Genomic DNA, 17979 nt, shown 5'->3' with positions numbered 1-17979 from the left:
CGATGAAGACAACAGACAACAGCGGCGACGTCCGCCTCTCCGGCATCAGCAAGACCTACGGCGCCTTCACCGCCGTCCACCCGCTCGACCTGACCGTGCCCCAGGGCTCCTTCTTCGCCCTGCTCGGCGCATCCGGCTGCGGCAAGACCACCACCCTGCGCATGATCGCCGGCCTGGAGGAGCCCACCAGCGGCACGGTCTCGCTGGGCGACCAGGACGTGACCGCGCTGCCGCCCCACAAACGCCCGGTGAACACGGTCTTCCAGTCCTACGCTCTCTTCCCGCACCTCGACATCTTCGAGAACGTCGCCTTCGGCCTGCGCCGGCGCGGCATCAAGAGCGTGAAGAAGCAGGTCGAGGAGATGCTCGACCTGGTCCAGCTCGGCGAGCAGGCCCGCAAGAAGCCGCACCAGCTCTCCGGCGGCCAGCAGCAGCGCGTCGCCGTCGCCCGCGCGCTCATCAACCACCCCAAGGTGCTCCTCCTCGACGAGCCGCTCGGCGCCCTCGACCTGAAGCTGCGCCGCCAGATGCAGCTGGAGCTCAAGCGCATCCAGACCGAGGTCGGCATCACCTTCGTGCACGTCACCCACGACCAGGAGGAGGCCATGACCATGGCCGACACGGTCGCCGTGATGAACGCCGGCCGCGTCGAACAGCTCGGCTCGCCCGCCGACCTCTACGAGAACCCGCGCACCACGTTCGTCGCCAACTTCCTCGGCACCTCCAACCTCATCGAGGCCGAGGTCGACACCAAGAGCGGCGACGACATCGTCCTGAGGGCGGGCGGCGGCAAGCTCGTCCTGCCCGAGGCCCGCTGCGCCGCGCCCACCACGACCGGCGGCAAGGTGCTGGTCGGCATCCGCCCCGAGAAGATCTCCCTCACCCACGCCGACGACGCGGGCGAGATCCCCGGCGGCCGCAACCGCGTCACCGGCAGGATCGCCGACGCCAGCTTCATCGGCGTATCGACGCAGTACGTCATCGACACCCCCGCCTGCCCCGAGTTCCAGGTCTACGTCCAGAACGTCGAGCGCGACGGCCGCCTCGTGCCCGGCGCCGACGTGGTCCTGCACTGGAGCCCGGCGCACACCTTCGGGCTGGACGCGGCCCAGTCCCTGCTTGCTGGGACAGTCGACGCCGCCGGTACCGAGGAAGAGGCGGCCGCCTGATGTCGACGATCACCGAGGCGCCGCCGCCTCTCACCCCCGCCGCACCCGAGAAGAAGCCCCCGCGCAGGCGCGGCCGCTGGACGCCGTACTGGCTGCTGCTGCCCGGACTGCTCTGGCTGGTCGTCTTCTTCGCGCTGCCGATGATCTACCAGGCGTCCACGTCCGTGCAGACGGGCTCCCTGGAAGAGGGCTACAAGGTCACCTGGCACTTCGCGACCTACTGGGACGCGCTGGGCGACTACTGGCCGCAGTTCCTGCGCTCGGTGCTCTACGCCGGCACCGCGACCTTCCTCTGTCTGCTGCTGGGCTACCCGCTCGCCTATCTGATCGCCTTCCGCGCGGGCCGCTGGCGCAACCTGATCATGATCCTGGTGATCGCGCCCTTCTTCACCAGCTTTCTGATCCGCACCCTCGCCTGGAAGACGATCCTCGCGGACGGCGGCCCGGTCGTGGAGGTCCTCAACACCCTGCACGTCCTGGACGTCACCAGCTGGCTCGGCATGACCTCCGGCGACCGGGTGCTCGCCACCCCGCTCGCGGTGGTCTGCGGCCTGACGTACAACTTCCTGCCGTTCATGATCCTGCCGCTGTACACCTCCCTGGAGCGCATCGACGGGCGGCTGCACGAGGCGGCCGGCGACCTCTACGCCCGGCCGGTCACCACCTTCCGCAAGGTCACCTTCCCGCTGTCGATGCCGGGCGTGGTCTCCGGCACGCTGCTGACCTTCATCCCGGCCTCCGGCGACTACGTCAACGCCGAACTCCTCGGCTCCACCGACACCCGCATGATCGGCAATGTCATCCAGACGCAGTTCCTGCGCGTCCTGGACTATCCGACGGCCGCGGCCCTCTCCTTCATCCTGATGGCCGCGATCCTTTTCATGGTCACCTTCTACATCCGCAGGTCCGGGACGGAGGATCTGGTCTAAATGCCCTTCGTCAACTGGCTCAAGCGCCATCTCGTGGTCATCGCCGGACTGTTCACGCTCGCCTATCTCCTGCTGCCGAACGTCGTCGTCACGGTGTTCTCCTTCAACAAACCGAAGGGACGCTTCAACTACGAATGGCAGCAGTTCTCCACCGACGCGTGGAAAGACCCGTGCGGCGTCTCCGGTCTGTGCGGTTCGCTCTCGGTCAGCCTCCAGATCGCCTTCTGGGCGACCCTCGGCGCCACCGCCCTCGGCACCATGATCGCCTTCGCGCTCGCCCGCTACCGCTTCCGCGCCCGCGGCGCCGTGAACTCGCTGATCTTCCTGCCGATGGCGATGCCCGAGGTCGTCATGGCCGCCTCGCTGCTCACCCTGTTCCTCAACATGGGCGCCCAGCTCGGCTTCTGGACGATCCTGATCGCCCACATCATGTTCTGCCTCAGCTTTGTCGTGACGGCCGTCAAGGCCCGCGTCATGTCGATGGACCCGAGGCTGGAACAGGCCGCCCAGGACCTCTACGCCGGCCCGTTCCAGACCTTCCTCCGGGTCACCCTGCCGATCGCCGCCCCCGGAATCGCCGCCGGCGCGCTGCTCGCCTTCGCGCTCTCCTTCGACGATTTCATCATCACCAATTTCAACTCGGGTGCGACCGTCACCTTCCCCATGTTCGTCTGGGGCTCGGCGCAGCGCGGCACACCCGTGCAGATCAACGTCATCGGTACGGCCATGTTCCTCATCGCCGTGCTGCTGGTCCTGACCTCCATGGTCATCAGCAACCGCAGAAACAAGCAGAAGGCATAAACCCCTGTAGGGAGTTGAAATCATGGCCCCAAGCGCCATGAATCACTGTACGAAATCCCTTTCCGAAGCCCAGCCGGTCCCGTACTGGCTGGAAGACCCCGGCAGGCCCCGCCCCGAACCCGCCCTCACCGCCGCCGAGAGCTGCGACCTGCTGGTCGTCGGCGGCGGGTACAGCGGACTGTGGACCGCGCTCATCGCCAAGGAGCGCGACCCGCGGCGGGACGTGGTCCTGCTCGAAGGCCGCGAGGTGGGCTGGGCCGCCTCGGGCCGCAACGGCGGCTTCTGCGCCGCCTCCCTCACCCACGGCCTGCCCAACGGACTCACCCGCTGGCCGGACGAGATCCACAGACTCCAGGAGCTGGGCGCCCGCAACCTCGACGAGATCGAGAAGGCGGTCGCCCGCCACTCCCTGGACTGCGACTTCGAACGCACCGGCGAGATCGACGTCGCCACCGAGACCTACCAGGCGTGGGAACTGCGCGACTGGTACGAGGAGATGGAGCGCCGGGGCCTCGCCGACGGGGTGGAGTTCCTGGACACCGACGCGGTACGCGAACAGGTCGACTCCCCGACCTTCCAGGCGGGCCTGTACGACCGCCGGGGCGTCGCCCTGGTCCACCCCGCCAAACTGGTCTGGGGCCTGAAGCGGGCCTGCCTGCGGCTCGGCGTCCGCGTCTACGAGCACACCCCCGCGCTCACCCTGAAGCCGTACGGCGCCGGAATGGCCGTACGCACCCCGTACGGACAGGTCCGCGCCCGCCAGGTCGCCCTCGGCACCAACGTCTTTCCGAACCTGGTGAAGCGGGTGCGGTCGTACACCGTACCCGTGTACGACTACGCGCTGATGACCGAGCCGCTCACCGCCGAGCAGCTCGACGCCATCGGCTGGCAGAACCGGCAGGGGCTCGGCGACTCGGCCAACCAGTTCCACTACTTCCGGCTGTCCGCCGACAACCGGATCCTGTGGGGCGGCTACGACGCCATCTACCCGTACGGCGGCCGGGTGCGCGCCGAGTACGACGACCGGCCCGAGACCTACGCCAAGCTCGCCGGGCACTTCTTCACCTGCTTCCCGCAGCTGGAGGGGGTGCGCTTCACACACGCGTGGGGCGGCGCGATCGACACCTGCTCGCGCTTCTCGGCGTTCTTCGGCACGGCCCACCAGGGCAAGGTGGCGTACGCGGCCGGCTACACGGGGCTCGGCGTGGGCGCCACCCGGTTCGGCGCCGAAGTGATGCTCGACCTGCTGGCGGGGGAACGGACCGAGCGGACCGAGCTGGAGATGGTCCGCCGCAAGCCGCTGCCCTTCCCGCCGGAGCCCTTCGCCTGGACCGGCATCGCCCTCACCAAGTGGTCACTGGCCCGCGCCGACGCGCACGGCGGGCGGCGCAACCTGTGGCTGCGGACCATGGACCGGCTGGGGCTGGGCTTCGACAGCTGAGACCGCCGCCCGCTGGTCGGCACCGGCGCGTCCCTGATGTCGACGCTGCGGTGAACGTTCGTCAGTCCGTTGCTGTTGCCTTCAGCGCCAGCCACAGCTCCATCCGGACGTCCGGGTCGTCCAGCGAGCGGCCCAGGATCTCCTCCACCCTGCGCATCCGGTAGCGCAGGGTGTGGCGGTGGACGCCCAGGTCGGCCGCCGCCGCGTCCCACTGGCCGTGCCGGGACAGCCAGGCCCTAAGCGAGGCCACCAGATCGCCGCGCCCGGTCGCGTCGTGCTCGTGCAGGGCGCGCAGCAGACCGTCCGCGAACGCCTTCACCGCGTCGTCCGCGAGCAGCGGCAGCACCGAACCGGCGGCCAGCTGCTCGTGCTCCACACACACCCTGCCCCGCCGTCGCGCCACCGACAGCGCCTGCTCGGCCTGCTTGTAGGCGGCGGCCGCAGCGATCGGACCGGACGGCGCCGAGAGGCCCACGACCAGCTCCGCGTCCTCCATCGCCTCGCGTACGCCGCCGACGGTCCGGGTGGCTTCCAGGGCTGCCGCGTACTCCGTACAGGCGGTGACCGCGGCGCCGCCGTCCGCCGCGAGGACGACGAGCCGGCCTGCTCCTTCCGGTACGACCAGGACCGCCTCGCCGGAGCGGGCCGCGGCCGACTCCACCGCCTCGGTGAGGCCGTCCAGCGGGTCGCCCGGGGCCGGAGTGGCGGGGGTGGGCGCAGACTGAGCCGGTGTCCAGGGCGCCTTCGCCCAGGCCGACTCGGCGACGAGGATTCGGAACGGGGCGTCGAGCAGTTCCCCGTACAGGTCTCCGGCGACCGCCCGGGCGTGGTCCGGCTCGCCTGCGAGCAGCATGCGCAGCACTGCCGTGCCGAGCCGTTGTTCGGCCGCGTGCAGGGAGCGGGAGCGTTCGGTGGTGAGGGTGAGCAGGGCGATCGCGGAGTGGACGGCGTAGCGCTCGGCCGTGCCGAGGGCGGCGGCCGTGCCGACCGCGAGAGCGGCGCGCGGGCGTCGGCCGGTGCCGAGCGAGTGCAGTTCCACCCGGTCGTCGTGGTCGGAGTGCTCCGGGCCGCCGACCACCGCCGACGCGGGCGCCGCCCGCTCCCGCAGCCGCTCCACCTCGGCGGTCAGCCGAGCCGCCCTGCGGCCCGCCCACTCCGGTGCGGTCGCGACGACGGCCCCTGAGGCGTCGTAGAGCGCCGCCCAGCCGTCGACCTGCGCGGCGAGCGCGGCGAGCAGCCCTTCCGGGCCGGCCGTCAGCGCCTGCCGGGTCAGCTCGCGCTGCGCCGCGAAGCCGGCCGTGACCGCCCGGTACTGGTCGGCTGCTATCGCCGCCGACACCGCCTTGCTGATCGCCAGGAACGGGGTGCGGCGCGGCACCTCCAGCAGCGGCAGCCCCTCCTCCTCGGCCGCGTCGACCAGCGCCTTGGGGATCTCCTCGTAGTTCACCCCGACGGCGAAGCCCAGCCCGACCACCCCGGCGCCGACCAGCCGCCGTACGTAGCGCCGCATGGCCTCGGGGTCCTCGGCGTCCAGCTTCAGCGCGGTGATCAGCAGCAGCTCCCCGCCCTCCATGTACGGCACGGGGTCGGCGAGCTCGCTGACGTGCGCCCAGCGCACGGGCACGTCGAGGCGGTCCTCGCCCGCGCGCACGGTCAGTTTGAGCGCGGAGTGGTGGACGAGCGAGGCGAGGGTGGGCGGCATGGGACCTTCAGGTCAGCGAGGGAGCGGGTTTGATCACTTGGCCGCAGCGTATGAAGGGCCTAGGGCGATTCTGCCTCACTGGAGGGGTCCCCGGCGCGTCTTCTCAGCCCCGCAGGTCGACCAGGAGCGGAGGCGTGTGCTCACCGTCCACCCGGGTCAGCGACAGCACCGCGTGCCCCGGCGGCACCTCGTGCGCCAGCTGCGACGCCGACCACCGCTCCCGCTCCACCTGCCGCACGGTCACCGCGTCCGTCGTCACCGCCTTGCCCGTCACCAGCTTGCGCAGCGCGTGGATGGCCCGGGTCATCGGCTGGTCCGCGAAGACCGTGTGCTTGGCGACCTCCGTGGTCTCCACCCACTCGGTGCCCCAGGTCTGCGCGAACCGGCTGCCGTCCCAGGTGGTGATCCCGCAGAACGCCATCCGGCAGCCGACCGCCCCGTACAGCGGGCCGTGCAGCGCCTCCGGGACGTCGCCGACCGAGCGCAGGGTCAGCAGCACGCCCGCGTTCTGGGAGCGCAGCCGCTGGATGCGGCGTACCGACTCGGCGGTGACCGCGCCGGTCGCGTCGTCGAGGACCAGCCCGGCGAAGTGGGCGCGCCCGGAGTGCCGTACGACCGTGTGGAACTGTGCGAGGACCAGCCGGGTGATCAGCCGGCCGGCCTCCTCGTGGCCGCGCTCGGGCAGGTCGATCCGGACGCGCAGCGGGTGGTGGGCGATCGCGCGCAGCGAGAACGGCCGGGCCGTGCCGCCGCCGAAGAAGTCCGCGAACACCGGCCGGTTCAGCAGTGCCAGCCGGTCGGCCAGGGCGCGGCCGGCGTCGCCCGGGGTGCCGGTCTGCCGGACGCGCGCGTCCAGCTCGCGGCGCATGACGTCGTCGCCGCGCGCGGCGAGCGCCTCCCGCAGCGCGGACAGCGCGCTCTCCTCCCCCTCCAGCAGTTCGCGCAGCTCCGGCAGGGTCGGGAAGCGTCCGTGCGCCGCCCGGTAGGGGCCGAGCAGCTGGGCCAGCGCGGTGGCCGCGCTCTGCCCGCCGACCGTGTCGAGGTCGCCGACCAGCGCCTCGGCGAGGATGTCGGCCGCCTCGTCCGGATCGTCGGAGTCGGCGTACGGATCGAGGTCGTACACGGACGCGGGGTCACCGATCCGTACGACGACGTCGAAGGCGGCGTCCGCGCCGAGCGGGCGACCCGGGGCGGACACGGCGACGACCGCGCACCGTCCCGTGAGCGCCTGCAGCGCCAGCGCCTCGGTCACCGGCTCGACGAGCGTGCGGGTCTTCCCCGACCCGGACGGGCCCACGGCCAGCAACGACGTCCCCAACACCTCCGGCCCGAGCGCCGCCCCCGCGTCGTGATACGCCCGCGGCGCCCGCTCCCCGGCCACCCACCGCCCGATCCGCACCTGCCCGACGAGCAGATCATGCCGCGCGTCCCGCCGGCCCAGGTCCCGCTGCCCGGAGGGATGCGTCCAGGCAGCACCGGCGTACCGCAGCACGGTGTCCCGGAAGCCGGCCAGCTCCGCGTCGCGCCTGGCGGCCGCGAAGGCGTGGCTGACCCGCGTGCAGTCGACGTCGTTCATCCGCCCGCCCACGACCTCGGAGGCCAGCAGATCAGCGGCCTCGTGCTGACCGACGTCCCGGAGGTCGGGCCACTGGGAGCGGGGAGCGGTGGTGGGAGTGGCGGAGGGGCGAGGGCCCGCGGCCCGGGTGGACCGCCACTGCTTGAGCAGGGGGATCCAGTCGCCTGCGCGGGCGAAGGGGTACAGGACGGCGAGCGTGATCAGAGTCCGTAGCGTGAAGGTGACCAGCGGCGATGCGACGATTTCCCAGCCACCGGCGACAAGAGCGACGAACGTGAAGACGGTATCGGCGATCGGCAGGGGGTTGCCGTCGACGAGCGGAAAGGCGCGGGGCCACACCAGGGCCAGCATGACCAGAGCGCTCACCGCCGTGATGACCGCACGGGTCGGCTGCTGCCAGCGCGCCAGGAGGTGCCGGAACAAGGTCGTCCAGCTGCCGAGGTAGCCCATGACGCAGACCACCACGATGTAGAAGCCCCTGTCGATGGTGTGCAGCGCGGCGAGCGGCTCCCATGCCGTGTTGTCCCGGGGCCAGACCGTGCCCGCGTACCACCAGTCGTCCGGGGTGAGGACGCGGATCAGCGCGGTCTTGTACGGGAACAGCCCTTCTGCCCACAGGGTCAGCAGGATGACGCCGACGATCAGGGGAATGGCCAGGCCGAGCACGGTCTCCGGCGCCAGCTTGCGGCTCGGTGACGGCGGGGGCGGTGCCGTGTACCGGAACCGCCAGATACCCGGCCCGGCCTCCGCGCGCGGCGCGTCCAGCCACTCGGCGACCGGTGTCCGCACGTCAGGGCGGTGCTGCGGCGGGGGTGGGACCAGGGGTGGAGGGCCGGCCGGGCGGGGGATCGCGCGGTCAGCGGTGCCGCGTGTGTCCTGCGTGCCGTCCCTGTCCATCGAGCGTTGCCCCCTGACCAGCCGTTCCGTCCACCATCAGCGGTCAATCTAACGCCCCGGCAAGGGGAGTTCACCGGTACGCGGCCGGGGGTGGGTGAATCGGGGTTCGGTTGGCTATGTCCATGGCGGACAAGGGGGCGTCGGGAAAACGCCCACATGGAGCATGCCCACCCCTCATGACCCGCCCTAGCCTGCGAGAAAAGAAGACAAGTGCCCGCAAGACCCCCAGGAGCCCCGCATGACCGCCCTTCCGCAGGAGCGCCGCGTCGTCACCGCCATTCCCGGCCCCAAGTCGCAGGAGCTGCAGGCCCGCCGTGTCGCCGCGGTCGCGCAGGGGGTGGGCTCGGTGCTGCCGGTGTTCACCGCGCGCGCGGACGGCGGCATCATCGAGGACGTCGACGGCAACCGCCTGATCGACTTCGGCTCCGGCATCGCGGTCACGTCCGTCGGCGCCTCCGCCGAGGCCGTCGTACGCCGCGCCTCCGCGCAGCTCGCCGACTTCACCCACACCTGCTTCATGGTCACGCCGTACGAGGGCTACGTGGAGGTCGCCGAGGCGCTCGCCGAGCTCACCCCGGGTGACCACGCCAAGAAGTCGGCCCTGTTCAACTCCGGCGCCGAGGCCGTCGAGAACGCGGTCAAGATCGCCCGCGCCTACACCAAGCGCCAGGCGGTCGTCGTGTTCGACCACGGCTACCACGGCCGCACCAACCTGACCATGGCGCTGACCGCGAAGAACATGCCGTACAAGCACGGCTTCGGCCCCTTCGCCCCCGAGGTCTACCGGGTGCCGGTCGCCTACGGCTACCGCTGGCCGACCGGCGCCGAGAACGCCGGCCCCGAGGCCGCCGCGCAGGCCATCGACCAGATGACCAAGCAGGTCGGCGCGGAGAACATCGCCGCGATCATCATCGAGCCGGTCCTCGGCGAGGGCGGCTTCATCGAGCCCGCCAAGGGCTTCCTTCCGGCGATCGTGAAGTTCGCCAACGACAACGGCATCGTCTTCGTCGCGGACGAGATCCAGTCCGGGTTCTGCCGTACGGGCCAGTGGTTCGCGTGCGAGGACGAGGGCATCGTCCCCGACCTGATCACCACCGCCAAGGGCATCGCCGGCGGTCTGCCGCTGGCCGCCGTGACCGGCCGCGCCGAGATCATGGACGCCGCGCACGCGGGCGGCCTCGGCGGCACGTACGGGGGCAACCCGGTGGCGTGCGCGGGCGCGCTGGGCTCCATCGAGACGATGAAGGAGCTGGACCTCAACGCCAGGGCGAAGTCGATCGAGGCGACGATGAAGTCCCGCCTCACCGCCATGGCAGAGAAGTTCGACGTCATCGGCGACGTCCGCGGCCGCGGCGCGATGATCGCCATCGAGCTGGTCAAGGACCGTACGACCAAGGAGCCGAACCCTGAGGCGACCGCCGCGCTCGCCAAGGCGTGCCACGCCGAGGGCCTGCTGGTCCTGACCTGCGGTACCTACGGCAATGTGCTGCGCTTCCTGCCGCCGCTGGTGATCGGCGACGACCTGCTCAACGAGGGCCTGGACATCATCGAGCAGGCGCTGCAGAGCGTGTGAAGAAGGTGTGCGAGGTGGATGGCGGGACGGAATGGACCCTGTCGTCCGGCCTGACCCTGCCGTAGGTTCTAGGCAGATGAGAGATACACCCCGCCCACAGGGGACTGTGGACGGCACCAGGCCGGGCCTCCCCAGCTTCGACCTGGTCGTGCCCTCGCGCACACCGGGGCCGTGAGGCTCCGGATCTCCTCACCGATCGGACGGCCGCCCGCCCCAAACCCCCCGGGGCGCGCGGCACTTCCGATCCGGACGGCCACCTCGGAACCACCCCCCCCTGTTCCGGGGTGGCCGACCTCCTTCCTCCATTTCATTCCTCCTCCTTCTTCCTGACAGGCCCCGGCGCAGACCGGGGTCTTTCTTTTTGAGCTCCTGCTGATCACGGGCGCCAGGCGTCCGGCGTCGGCCGGCCTTGGGCGTACGACGAACAGCCGTACCCGATCGCCCGGATCGCGGAGGACGCCGTCACGGTGCCGGACGCCCTCGGTGCCGACCGCGCCCCTGCCCGGGCCGACCTCGCCGGCAGGTGATTCAGAGTTCCTGACAAGCTGGAACCCATGACGACCAGTCCGCCGCAGCAGGAGACGCAGGAGCCGGAGACGGTCCGCCGACGCGCCTTTCCCCTCGCCGCCCTGTTCGGGTTGCCCGCCCTCCTGTTCGCCCTGTTCACCTGGCAGGTCCTCGTCGGCGGGCCGCTGCTGGATCTGGACGAGCGGCTCAGCGGCGCCCTGGTCGAGGTCGACAGGGCCTCCGAGTTCCTCTCCGACCTCGGCAATGTGCAGGTCGCGGTGCCGGCGCTGGCGGTCGCGGCGGGCTATGCCGGGCTGCGTCGGCGTGGCGCCGGTGTGGCGCGCTGGTGGCTGCCGCCCGTCGCCGCGCTCGCCGTCATGGCGCTGGTGCCGCTGACCGTCGTACCGGTGAAGGCGTGGACCGACCGGCCGGCGACGCCCGTCGAGCCACCCGCCACCGGGTACTTCCCGTCCGGGCACACGGCCACCGCGGCGGTCGCGTACGGGGCCGCCGCACTGGTGCTGCTGCCCTGGCTCGGCACGCTGCTCGCCCGCCGCCTGGCCGTCACCGCGGCGCTGCTGCTCGTGCTCGGGGTGTCGTACGGGCTGGTGCGGCGGGGCTACCACTGGCCGCTCGATGTGGTGGCCAGCTGGTGTCTGGGTGTGATGCTGGTGGGGTTGGTGTGGTTGGTGTTGCGTCGCGCGCCCGTCCCCACCGCGCCAAACCGGCGCACCTCTACCCGCCACTAGTACGCCCCGGACAACCGCCCCGCCGCCTCCCCGCCCCTACCGTGGACCCGAAAGCCCCAGCACACACCCCCAAACGCGGAAGGGCCGGGAATCACCAATGACTTCCACCCACGCCTTCTGGCTCGCCGGCCGCCAGGCCACCGGTGAGGACACCTTCGACGTCACCTCCCCGTGGGACGGCCGCCTGGTCGGCACGGTGAGCGTGCCGACCGACGCGCAGGTCGAGGAGGCCGTGGCCGCCGCGTACGCCGTGCGGGGCGAGTTCGCCGCCACCCCGGCGCACGTCCGCGCCGCCGCCCTGGACCACGTCAGCCGGCGGCTGGCCGAGCGCACCGAGGAGATCGCCCAGCTGATCTCCGCCGAGAACGGCAAGCCCGTCAAGTGGGCGCGCGGCGAGGTCGGCCGTGCCGTCTCCGTCTTCCGGTTCGCGGCCGAGGAGGCCCGGCGCTTCAACGGAGGCGAGGCCCAGCGGCTCGACACAGACGCCGGCGGCCAGGGCCGACTCGGCCTGACCCGGCGCTTCCCCAAGGGCGTCGTGCTCGGCATCGCGCCGTTCAACTTCCCGCTGAACCTGTGCGCCCACAAGGTCGCCCCGGCCATCGCCGTCGGCGCGCCGATCATCCTCAAGCCGGCCCCGGCCACCCCGCTGTCCGGCCTGATCCTCGGTGAACTGCTGGCCGAGACCGAGCTGCCGGCCGGCTCCTGGAGCGTGCTGCCGGTCGCCAACGACCGGATGCCCGCGCTCGTCCAGGACGAGCGGCTGCCGGTGATCTCCTTCACCGGGTCCGACAAGGTCGGCTACGCGATCATGGACTCGGTGCCGCGCAAGCACCTCACCCTGGAGCTGGGCGGCAACGCCGCCGCGGTCGTCCTCGGCGACTTCGCGAGCGACGCCGACCTCGACTGGGCGGCCACGCGCATCGCCACGTTCTCCAACTACCAGGGCGGCCAGTCCTGCATCTCGGTGCAGCGGGTCATCGCCGACGCCTCGGTGTACGACCGCCTGCTCCCGCGCATCGTCGCCGCCGTCGAGGCGCAAATCACCGGCGACCCCTCCGACGCCGCCACCGACGTCGGTCCGCTGGTCAGCGAGGACGCGGCCAAGCGCGTGGAGTCGTGGGTCGACGAGGCGGTGAGCGCGGGCGCCGCCCTCCTCACCGGCGGCAAGCGCGACGGCGCCTCCTACGCGCCGACCGTCCTCACCGACGTACCGGCCGATGTCACCCTCGCCTGCGAGGAGGTCTTCGGCCCGGTCCTCACCGTGCAGAAGGCCGACGGCGAGGCGGAGGCGTTCGCCGCCGTCAACGACTCCAAGTACGGCCTCCAGGCGGGCGTCTTCACCCACGACCTCCAGGCCGCCTTCCGGGCCCACCGCGCCCTCGAGGTCGGCGGCGTCGTCATCGGCGACGTACCGTCCTACCGCGCCGACCAGATGCCGTACGGCGGCGCCAAGCAGTCCGGCGTCGGCCGCGAGGGCGTCAAGTACGCGATGGACGACTACACCTACGAGCGCGTCCTGGTCCTCACGGGTCTGGCTCTCTGACCGACCCGGACCGGGAGACGACGGTCGTGCGGGTGCTTTTGGCACGACTGACCCCTGGCTAATGGGAACCATTTTCAGGTACAGTCGTGAGTGACGCGAGATCGCTGTCCCTGCGAAGGGGTCCGGCACCGATGCCTTCCGGTGCCGGACCCCTTCTTTTGGTGTCGGCTTCTCCGGACCCTCAACCGGAGAAGCCGACGTGCGCGAGCCGCAGAGGGCCGCGCAGTCTGAGGTGGAGGTCGTGGACGCCCTCGGCGGGCAGGGGGGCCTCGACAGTGGTGTAGGCGTAGGGGTCCGGCGTGTGCGCCGTGATGGTGGCCGTGTGGCCGTTCACCAGCAGCTCCGCCTCACCCTCTCCGGAGACCTCGACCGTCACGGCCTTCGTGCCGCCGCCGAAGTCGCAGGCGCGGTAGACCAGCTCGGCCGTGCCGCCGGACGCCGGGGTCACCGCGTCGCCCGAGACCTTCGTACGGTCGACGATGTCCGCGCCGCTCTGCTCGTCGAAGTCGGCGGCGGACAGGCCGTGGCTCAGCACCGGGCGGGGGGCCGCGGGCTCGCCGTCGAGCGTGACCGTCGTACGCAGGCGGATGTCCTCGCTGGAGGAGCCCACGAGGACGTCGTACGGGCCCGGCTCCAGGCGCCAGGCGCCGCGCGCCACGTCCCAGAACTCGAAGGCGGACAGGCGGACGTCGAAGGCCAGCTCGGCCCGCTCGCCGGGGGCGAGGGTCAGACGGCGGTGGGCCAGCAGTTCGCGGCGCGGACGGGGGGCCGACGGATCCGCCGCGCGGGAGTACAGCTGGGCCACCTCGTCGGCGGTCACATCGCCTGTGTTGGTGACCGTGAAGGTCACCCGCAGGCCATGCCCGGCGACCTCCACCGACAGGTCCGCGTAGCCGAACGAGGCGTACGACAGGCCGTGGCCGAAGGGGAAGAGGGGGGTGCCCTCGAAGTACAGGTAGGTCTGGCGGGAGCCGATCACGTCGTAGTCGAGCAGGTCGGGCAGGTCGGCGTCGTCCGCGTACCAGGTCTGCGGGAGGCGGCCCGCGGGGGAGACGTCACCGGCGAGGACCCGGGCCAGGGCGGTGCCGGCCGCCTGGCCGCCGTGTGCGGTCCACAGGGCGGCCGAGAGCCGGCCCGGCTCGAAGGCGTACGGGTAGGCCGACACCAGTGCCAGCACCGTGCGCGGGTTCGCCGTGCGGGCCGCCTCCAGGAGGCGCTCCTGATGGTCGGGCAGCCGCAGGGTCGTACGGTCCTCGGTCTCGCGGCCGTTGATGTGCGGGTCGTTGCCCGCCACCACCACGACCACGTCGGCCGCCGCGGCGGCGCGGGCCACCGCCTCCTCGCCGCGCTCGGCGACGACCAGCTCGAAGACCTCCGGGCTCACGTCGTCATCGTCGGCAACCTTCACACCGTCCGCGCCGACTGACACAGGGCGGCCTGTTCCGACGTGCCTGAGGAGGTGACCGCCGTCGTGGGGTTCGAGACGGAACGTCTCCTGCACGACCCAGCCGCCCGGCTGGTCGGCGGAGGCGCGCAGGAAGCCGTCCTCGGCGACCGAGAGATAGCGGCCGTCGGGGGCGCGCAGGGTGAGCAGGCCCTCGCCCCAGCCGACGAGCGCCAGCTCGGTGCCCTCGGCGTCCGTGGTCAGCGGCGGCAGATCGGTACGGCCGGCCAGCAGGGCCGGGTCCAGGGCGCCCTCGGCGCCGCGCACCGCGTCGGCCGCGTCCGCCTCCGGCACGTGCAGGAAGGTACCGGCCGAGGTCTTCAGGCGGACCCGGTCCACACCCTCCGCGAACTCCACCCGGTCGGCCCCGAACCGCTCGTACAGGCCCTCCAGGGGCGTCGAGCGGTGGATCAGGGTGCCGCTGTACCAGTCGAGCTTGCACTCGTCGGCGAGCACGCCGACCACCGCGATCCGGGTGTCGGGTGCGAGTGGCAGCACTCCGTCGTTGAGCAGCAGGACGATCGCCTGTTCGGCGGCCTCCTGGGCGAGGGCCCGGTGTTCGGGCGTGTCGAAGGCACCGGGCTCGTCGTACCCGTCGAACTCGCCCAGGCGGAAGCGGACCGACAGCTGGCGGCGGACCGCCGTGTCGAGGTCGGCCTCGGTCAGCAGGCCCTGGTCGAGGGCGCCCTGGACGCGCGCGGCGATCTTCGAGCCGTCCGTGCCGTGGTCGGTGAAGCTGTCCACGCCGGCCACGAGCGCGGCGGCCGTCGCCTCCTCGTGGGTGTCGAAGTAGTGCTCGGAGTCGACCAGGTTGGAGGGCGCGCTCGCGTCCGAGCAGACCAGCAGCTCCTCCTCGGTCCAGGCGCGCAGGTGCTCACGCAGATACGGGGAGACGTGGTTGGGGCGGCCGTTGACCAGGTTGTAGGCGGGCATCACCCCGGCCACCGCGCCCGCCTCGACCGTCTCGCGGAAGGCGCGCAGGTCGTACTCGTGCAGCACGCGCGGGCGGACCGAGGACGAGGTGACGTCACGGCCGGTCTCGTTGTTGTGCGCCAGCCAGTGCTTCAGGACCGGGGCGGTGCGCCAGTACGTCGGATGGTCTCCGCGCAGTCCGTGCGTGTACGCGACGGCGATGGCCGAGGTCAGCTTCGGGTCCTCCGAGTAGCCCTCCTCGTTGCGGCCCCACAGGGGGTGGCGCAGCAGGTTGACCGTCGGCGACCAGACGTTGAGGCCCACCCGCTCGTCGCGGGCGCGCATCGCCCGGACCTCCCGGGACACCGCCTCGCCGACCCGGCGGACCAGGTCCGTGTTCCAGGTCGCGCCCAGGCCCACGGCCTGCGGAAAGACCGTCGCCGGGCCCATCCATGCCACGCCGTGCAGGGCCTCCTGGCCGGTGCGGAACGGGGCGAGACCGAGCCGCTCGACGGCTGGGCTGAACTGGTGCAGGAAGGAGATCTTCTCGGCCGTCGTCAGCCGCGACAGCAGATCGTCGATGCGCTTCGCGAACGGCAGCTGCGGATCGCGGAAGGGCAGGGCGGGCGGCATGGATGCGGTCACGTGGGGTTCCCTTTGCAATGGAGCGGGGAGACGCTTTCGAAGCGCTTCGATGCTCAGTCGACGCAAGGGTGGGTGTCAAGACATCCCGGCGCAACAAGTTCGTCTCCGTACCGTTATTTCAAGTACCGCACATCCGGAGCGAGGGGCCTTACGCCTCCGAGGAATTCTCCCATCGACCCTTGTGCCCCCCCATGGCTTCACTTAACCTCACAGCAACATCGAAGCGCTTCGACTGCCTCGTTCGACCAGGGACCGCCACCGGGGAGGTGGGCAGTCCTGCGACGTCCAAGGCCGGGGGGAACGCTTCAGCTCAGCCAGTTCCAGACACGACACCACAGCCGACGGCCACCGCCGGGTGTCCTGGTGCGCCATGAAGGGTTGACGCAATGACGCCGAACGCCGCTTCCGTCTCCTCCGGGCCCAGCCGGAGAAGCTTCCTCGCCTCCACCGCGGTCGTCACCGCAGCGGTGGCGGGAGGCATGCCGTTGCTCGCCGCGTGCGGCGGCGACGGACAGAAGGGCCGCAAGGACGGGACCACCTCCGGGAAGGACGCCCAGAAGCTCCTTCCGACCTTCGTGGCCTCCAGCGTCGTCACCCCCGACATCCCCTCGAAGAACGGCTCCGCGGTCGGTTTCACCAAGGCCATCCCCCTCGCCGAGCTGAAGACCTCGGTGGCGGAGAAGATGGGCAGCGGCGGCAAGCTGAAGATCCTTTCTCCCTTCTGGGGGACCCCGCCGAAGGGCGACAACCCGTACTACAAGGCCATGAACGAGGCCATCGGCGTCGAGGTCACCTGGCAGAACCAGGACGGCGTCACCTACGACCAGAAGCTCGGCGCGGTCCTCGCCTCCAGCGACATCCCCGACGCGGTGGTCGTCCCCGGCTGGAACATGATGGGCCGGATCCCCAGCGCCATCAACGCCAAGTTCGCCGACCTCGGCCCCTACCTGTCCGGCGACAAGGTCAAGGACTACCCGAACCTCGCGGCCGTACCCACCGAGGCGTGGCAGCGCGCCATCTTCGGCGGCCAGCTGCGCGCGATACCGATGCCCGCCTCGTACGTCAGCGACATCGCGCCGATGTACCGCAAGGACCTCTTCGATCAGAAGGGCTACACCCCCCCGAAGAGCCCGGACGAGTTCCTGTCCTGGGCGAAGGAGGCCACCGACGCCAGGAACAAGCTGTGGGCCTGCGACGACATGAAGTGGTCGGCGTTCAACATCTTCGGCGTCTTCTCGGGCGGCGACAAGGCGCTGTGGTGGGGCCTGGTCGACGGCAAGCTGGTCAACCGCATCGAGACCGAGGAGTACCTCGAAGCCCTGGAGTGGACCCGCAAGCTCTACGCGGCGAAGGTGGTCCACCCGGACGCCATCTCCGGCAAGACGGGCGGCAACCCTCAGGACCGGTTCACGGCCGGCCAGACCCTCGTCTTCAACGGCAACATCTCCGGCTGGTGGGGCGCGACCTCCGAACAGCGCACCTCCAACCCGGACTTCGAGATGGGCGTCTTCGACTACTTCGGCCCCGACGGCGGTGACCCGACCCTCTGGGCGAGCCAGCCCGCCAACATCTTCACCTTCATCAGCAACAAAGCGTCCGAGCAGCAGATCAAGGACTTCCTCGCCATCGCCAACTTCTGTGCCGCCCCGTACGGCACCAAGGAGTGGATGCTCACCAACTACGGCGTCGAGGGCATCGACTTCGAGATGAAGGACGGCCTGCCGGTCAAGACCGAACAAGGTGTGAACGAGGTCAACGGCGCCTTCGACTACACCGGCGACCCGGCCGCGTTCATGGCCCGCCCGGAGTTCCCCGACATCACCCGGGGGACCGTCGAGTGGCAGCAGCGCATGGGCGCCTTCACCAAGAAGAGCCCCTTCTTCGGGCTGACCATCACCGAACCCAACCGCTGGACCAACCTCGCCGACGACTTCGAGCAGTTGGAGGACGACGTCGTGCGCGGCCGCAAGAAGATCAGCGATGTGCAGCAGGCGGTGTCCGACTGGAAGAGCCAGGGCGGCGACGGCCTGCGCGACTGGTACCAGAAGCTGCTCGACGACAACGGCTCGGCGAGCTGACCCGCGGCTGAGG

Annotated in this window: 11 protein-coding genes; 8 read left to right on the top strand and 3 right to left on the bottom strand. The window is 71.1% G+C overall.

The annotated features are described in order from the left end of the window. Positions 1-2: 2 nt before the first annotated feature. Genes ACH5AC_RS26460 through ACH5AC_RS26445 form a run of 4 tightly spaced genes read left to right on the top strand, consistent with a single transcriptional unit; the run spans position 3 to position 4340 of the window. The gene (locus tag ACH5AC_RS26460) at positions 3-1169 is read left to right on the top strand and encodes an ABC transporter ATP-binding protein (RefSeq protein WP_398864672.1); all 1167 of its coding nucleotides are present in this window, start codon (positions 3-5) and stop codon (positions 1167-1169) included. Beyond that, a complete protein-coding gene (locus ACH5AC_RS26455; protein ID WP_398864671.1) occupies positions 1169-2098 on the top strand; it encodes an ABC transporter permease in 930 nt (309 codons plus the stop codon). The genes ACH5AC_RS26460 and ACH5AC_RS26455 overlap by 1 nt, the downstream gene beginning before the upstream one ends. Next, positions 2099-2899: an ABC transporter permease gene (locus ACH5AC_RS26450; RefSeq protein WP_398864670.1), complete on the top strand. Its 801-nt coding sequence runs from the start codon at positions 2099-2101 to the stop codon at positions 2897-2899. Positions 2900-2921: 22 nt separating this feature from the next. Further along, on the top strand, positions 2922-4340 hold the full coding sequence (locus ACH5AC_RS26445; RefSeq protein WP_398864669.1) for an NAD(P)/FAD-dependent oxidoreductase: 1419 nt from the start codon (positions 2922-2924) through the stop codon (positions 4338-4340). A gap of 61 nt (positions 4341-4401) precedes the next feature. Here ACH5AC_RS26445 and ACH5AC_RS26440 read toward each other — a convergent pair whose 3' ends face one another. After that, positions 4402-6042, bottom strand: a complete 1641-nt coding sequence (locus tag ACH5AC_RS26440; protein ID WP_398864668.1) for a PucR family transcriptional regulator — start codon at positions 6040-6042, stop codon at positions 4402-4404. Positions 6043-6145: 103 nt separating this feature from the next. Continuing rightward, a complete protein-coding gene (locus ACH5AC_RS26435) occupies positions 6146-8515 on the bottom strand; it encodes an ATP/GTP-binding protein (RefSeq protein WP_398864667.1) in 2370 nt (789 codons plus the stop codon). 238 nt (positions 8516-8753) lie between these two features. Here ACH5AC_RS26435 and gabT point away from each other — a divergent pair, with 238 nt between their 5' ends. The 3 genes from gabT (at position 8754) to ACH5AC_RS26420 (ending at position 12887) form a co-directional block, all read left to right on the top strand. Further along, on the top strand, positions 8754-10088 hold the full coding sequence (gabT, locus tag ACH5AC_RS26430; protein ID WP_398864666.1) for a 4-aminobutyrate--2-oxoglutarate transaminase: 1335 nt from the start codon (positions 8754-8756) through the stop codon (positions 10086-10088). Positions 10089-10642: 554 nt separating this feature from the next. Continuing rightward, positions 10643-11344, top strand: coding sequence for a phosphatase PAP2 family protein (locus ACH5AC_RS26425; protein WP_398864665.1), 702 nt, complete (start codon positions 10643-10645; stop codon positions 11342-11344). Positions 11345-11441: 97 nt separating this feature from the next. Next, entirely contained in the window at positions 11442-12887 is a 1446-nt protein-coding gene (locus ACH5AC_RS26420) for an aldehyde dehydrogenase family protein (RefSeq protein ID WP_398864664.1), read from the top strand. 181 nt (positions 12888-13068) lie between these two features. Here ACH5AC_RS26420 and ACH5AC_RS26415 read toward each other — a convergent pair whose 3' ends face one another. Further along, positions 13069-15888, bottom strand: a complete 2820-nt coding sequence (locus ACH5AC_RS26415) for a glycoside hydrolase family 3 C-terminal domain-containing protein (RefSeq protein WP_398864663.1) — start codon at positions 15886-15888, stop codon at positions 13069-13071. Positions 15889-16274: 386 nt separating this feature from the next. On the opposite strand from ACH5AC_RS26415, the gene ACH5AC_RS26410 reads away from it, so the two are divergent. After that, a complete protein-coding gene (locus ACH5AC_RS26410; RefSeq protein WP_398864662.1) occupies positions 16275-17966 on the top strand; it encodes an extracellular solute-binding protein in 1692 nt (563 codons plus the stop codon). Positions 17967-17979 lie beyond the last annotated feature (13 nt).

It is taken from the genome of Streptomyces sp. NPDC018693, from assembly GCF_044391385.1.
Lineage (GTDB): Bacteria > Actinomycetota > Actinomycetes > Streptomycetales > Streptomycetaceae > Streptomyces.
Note: the sequence above shows the minus strand (reverse complement) of the source record. Positions and strands in the feature narration are given on the sequence as shown.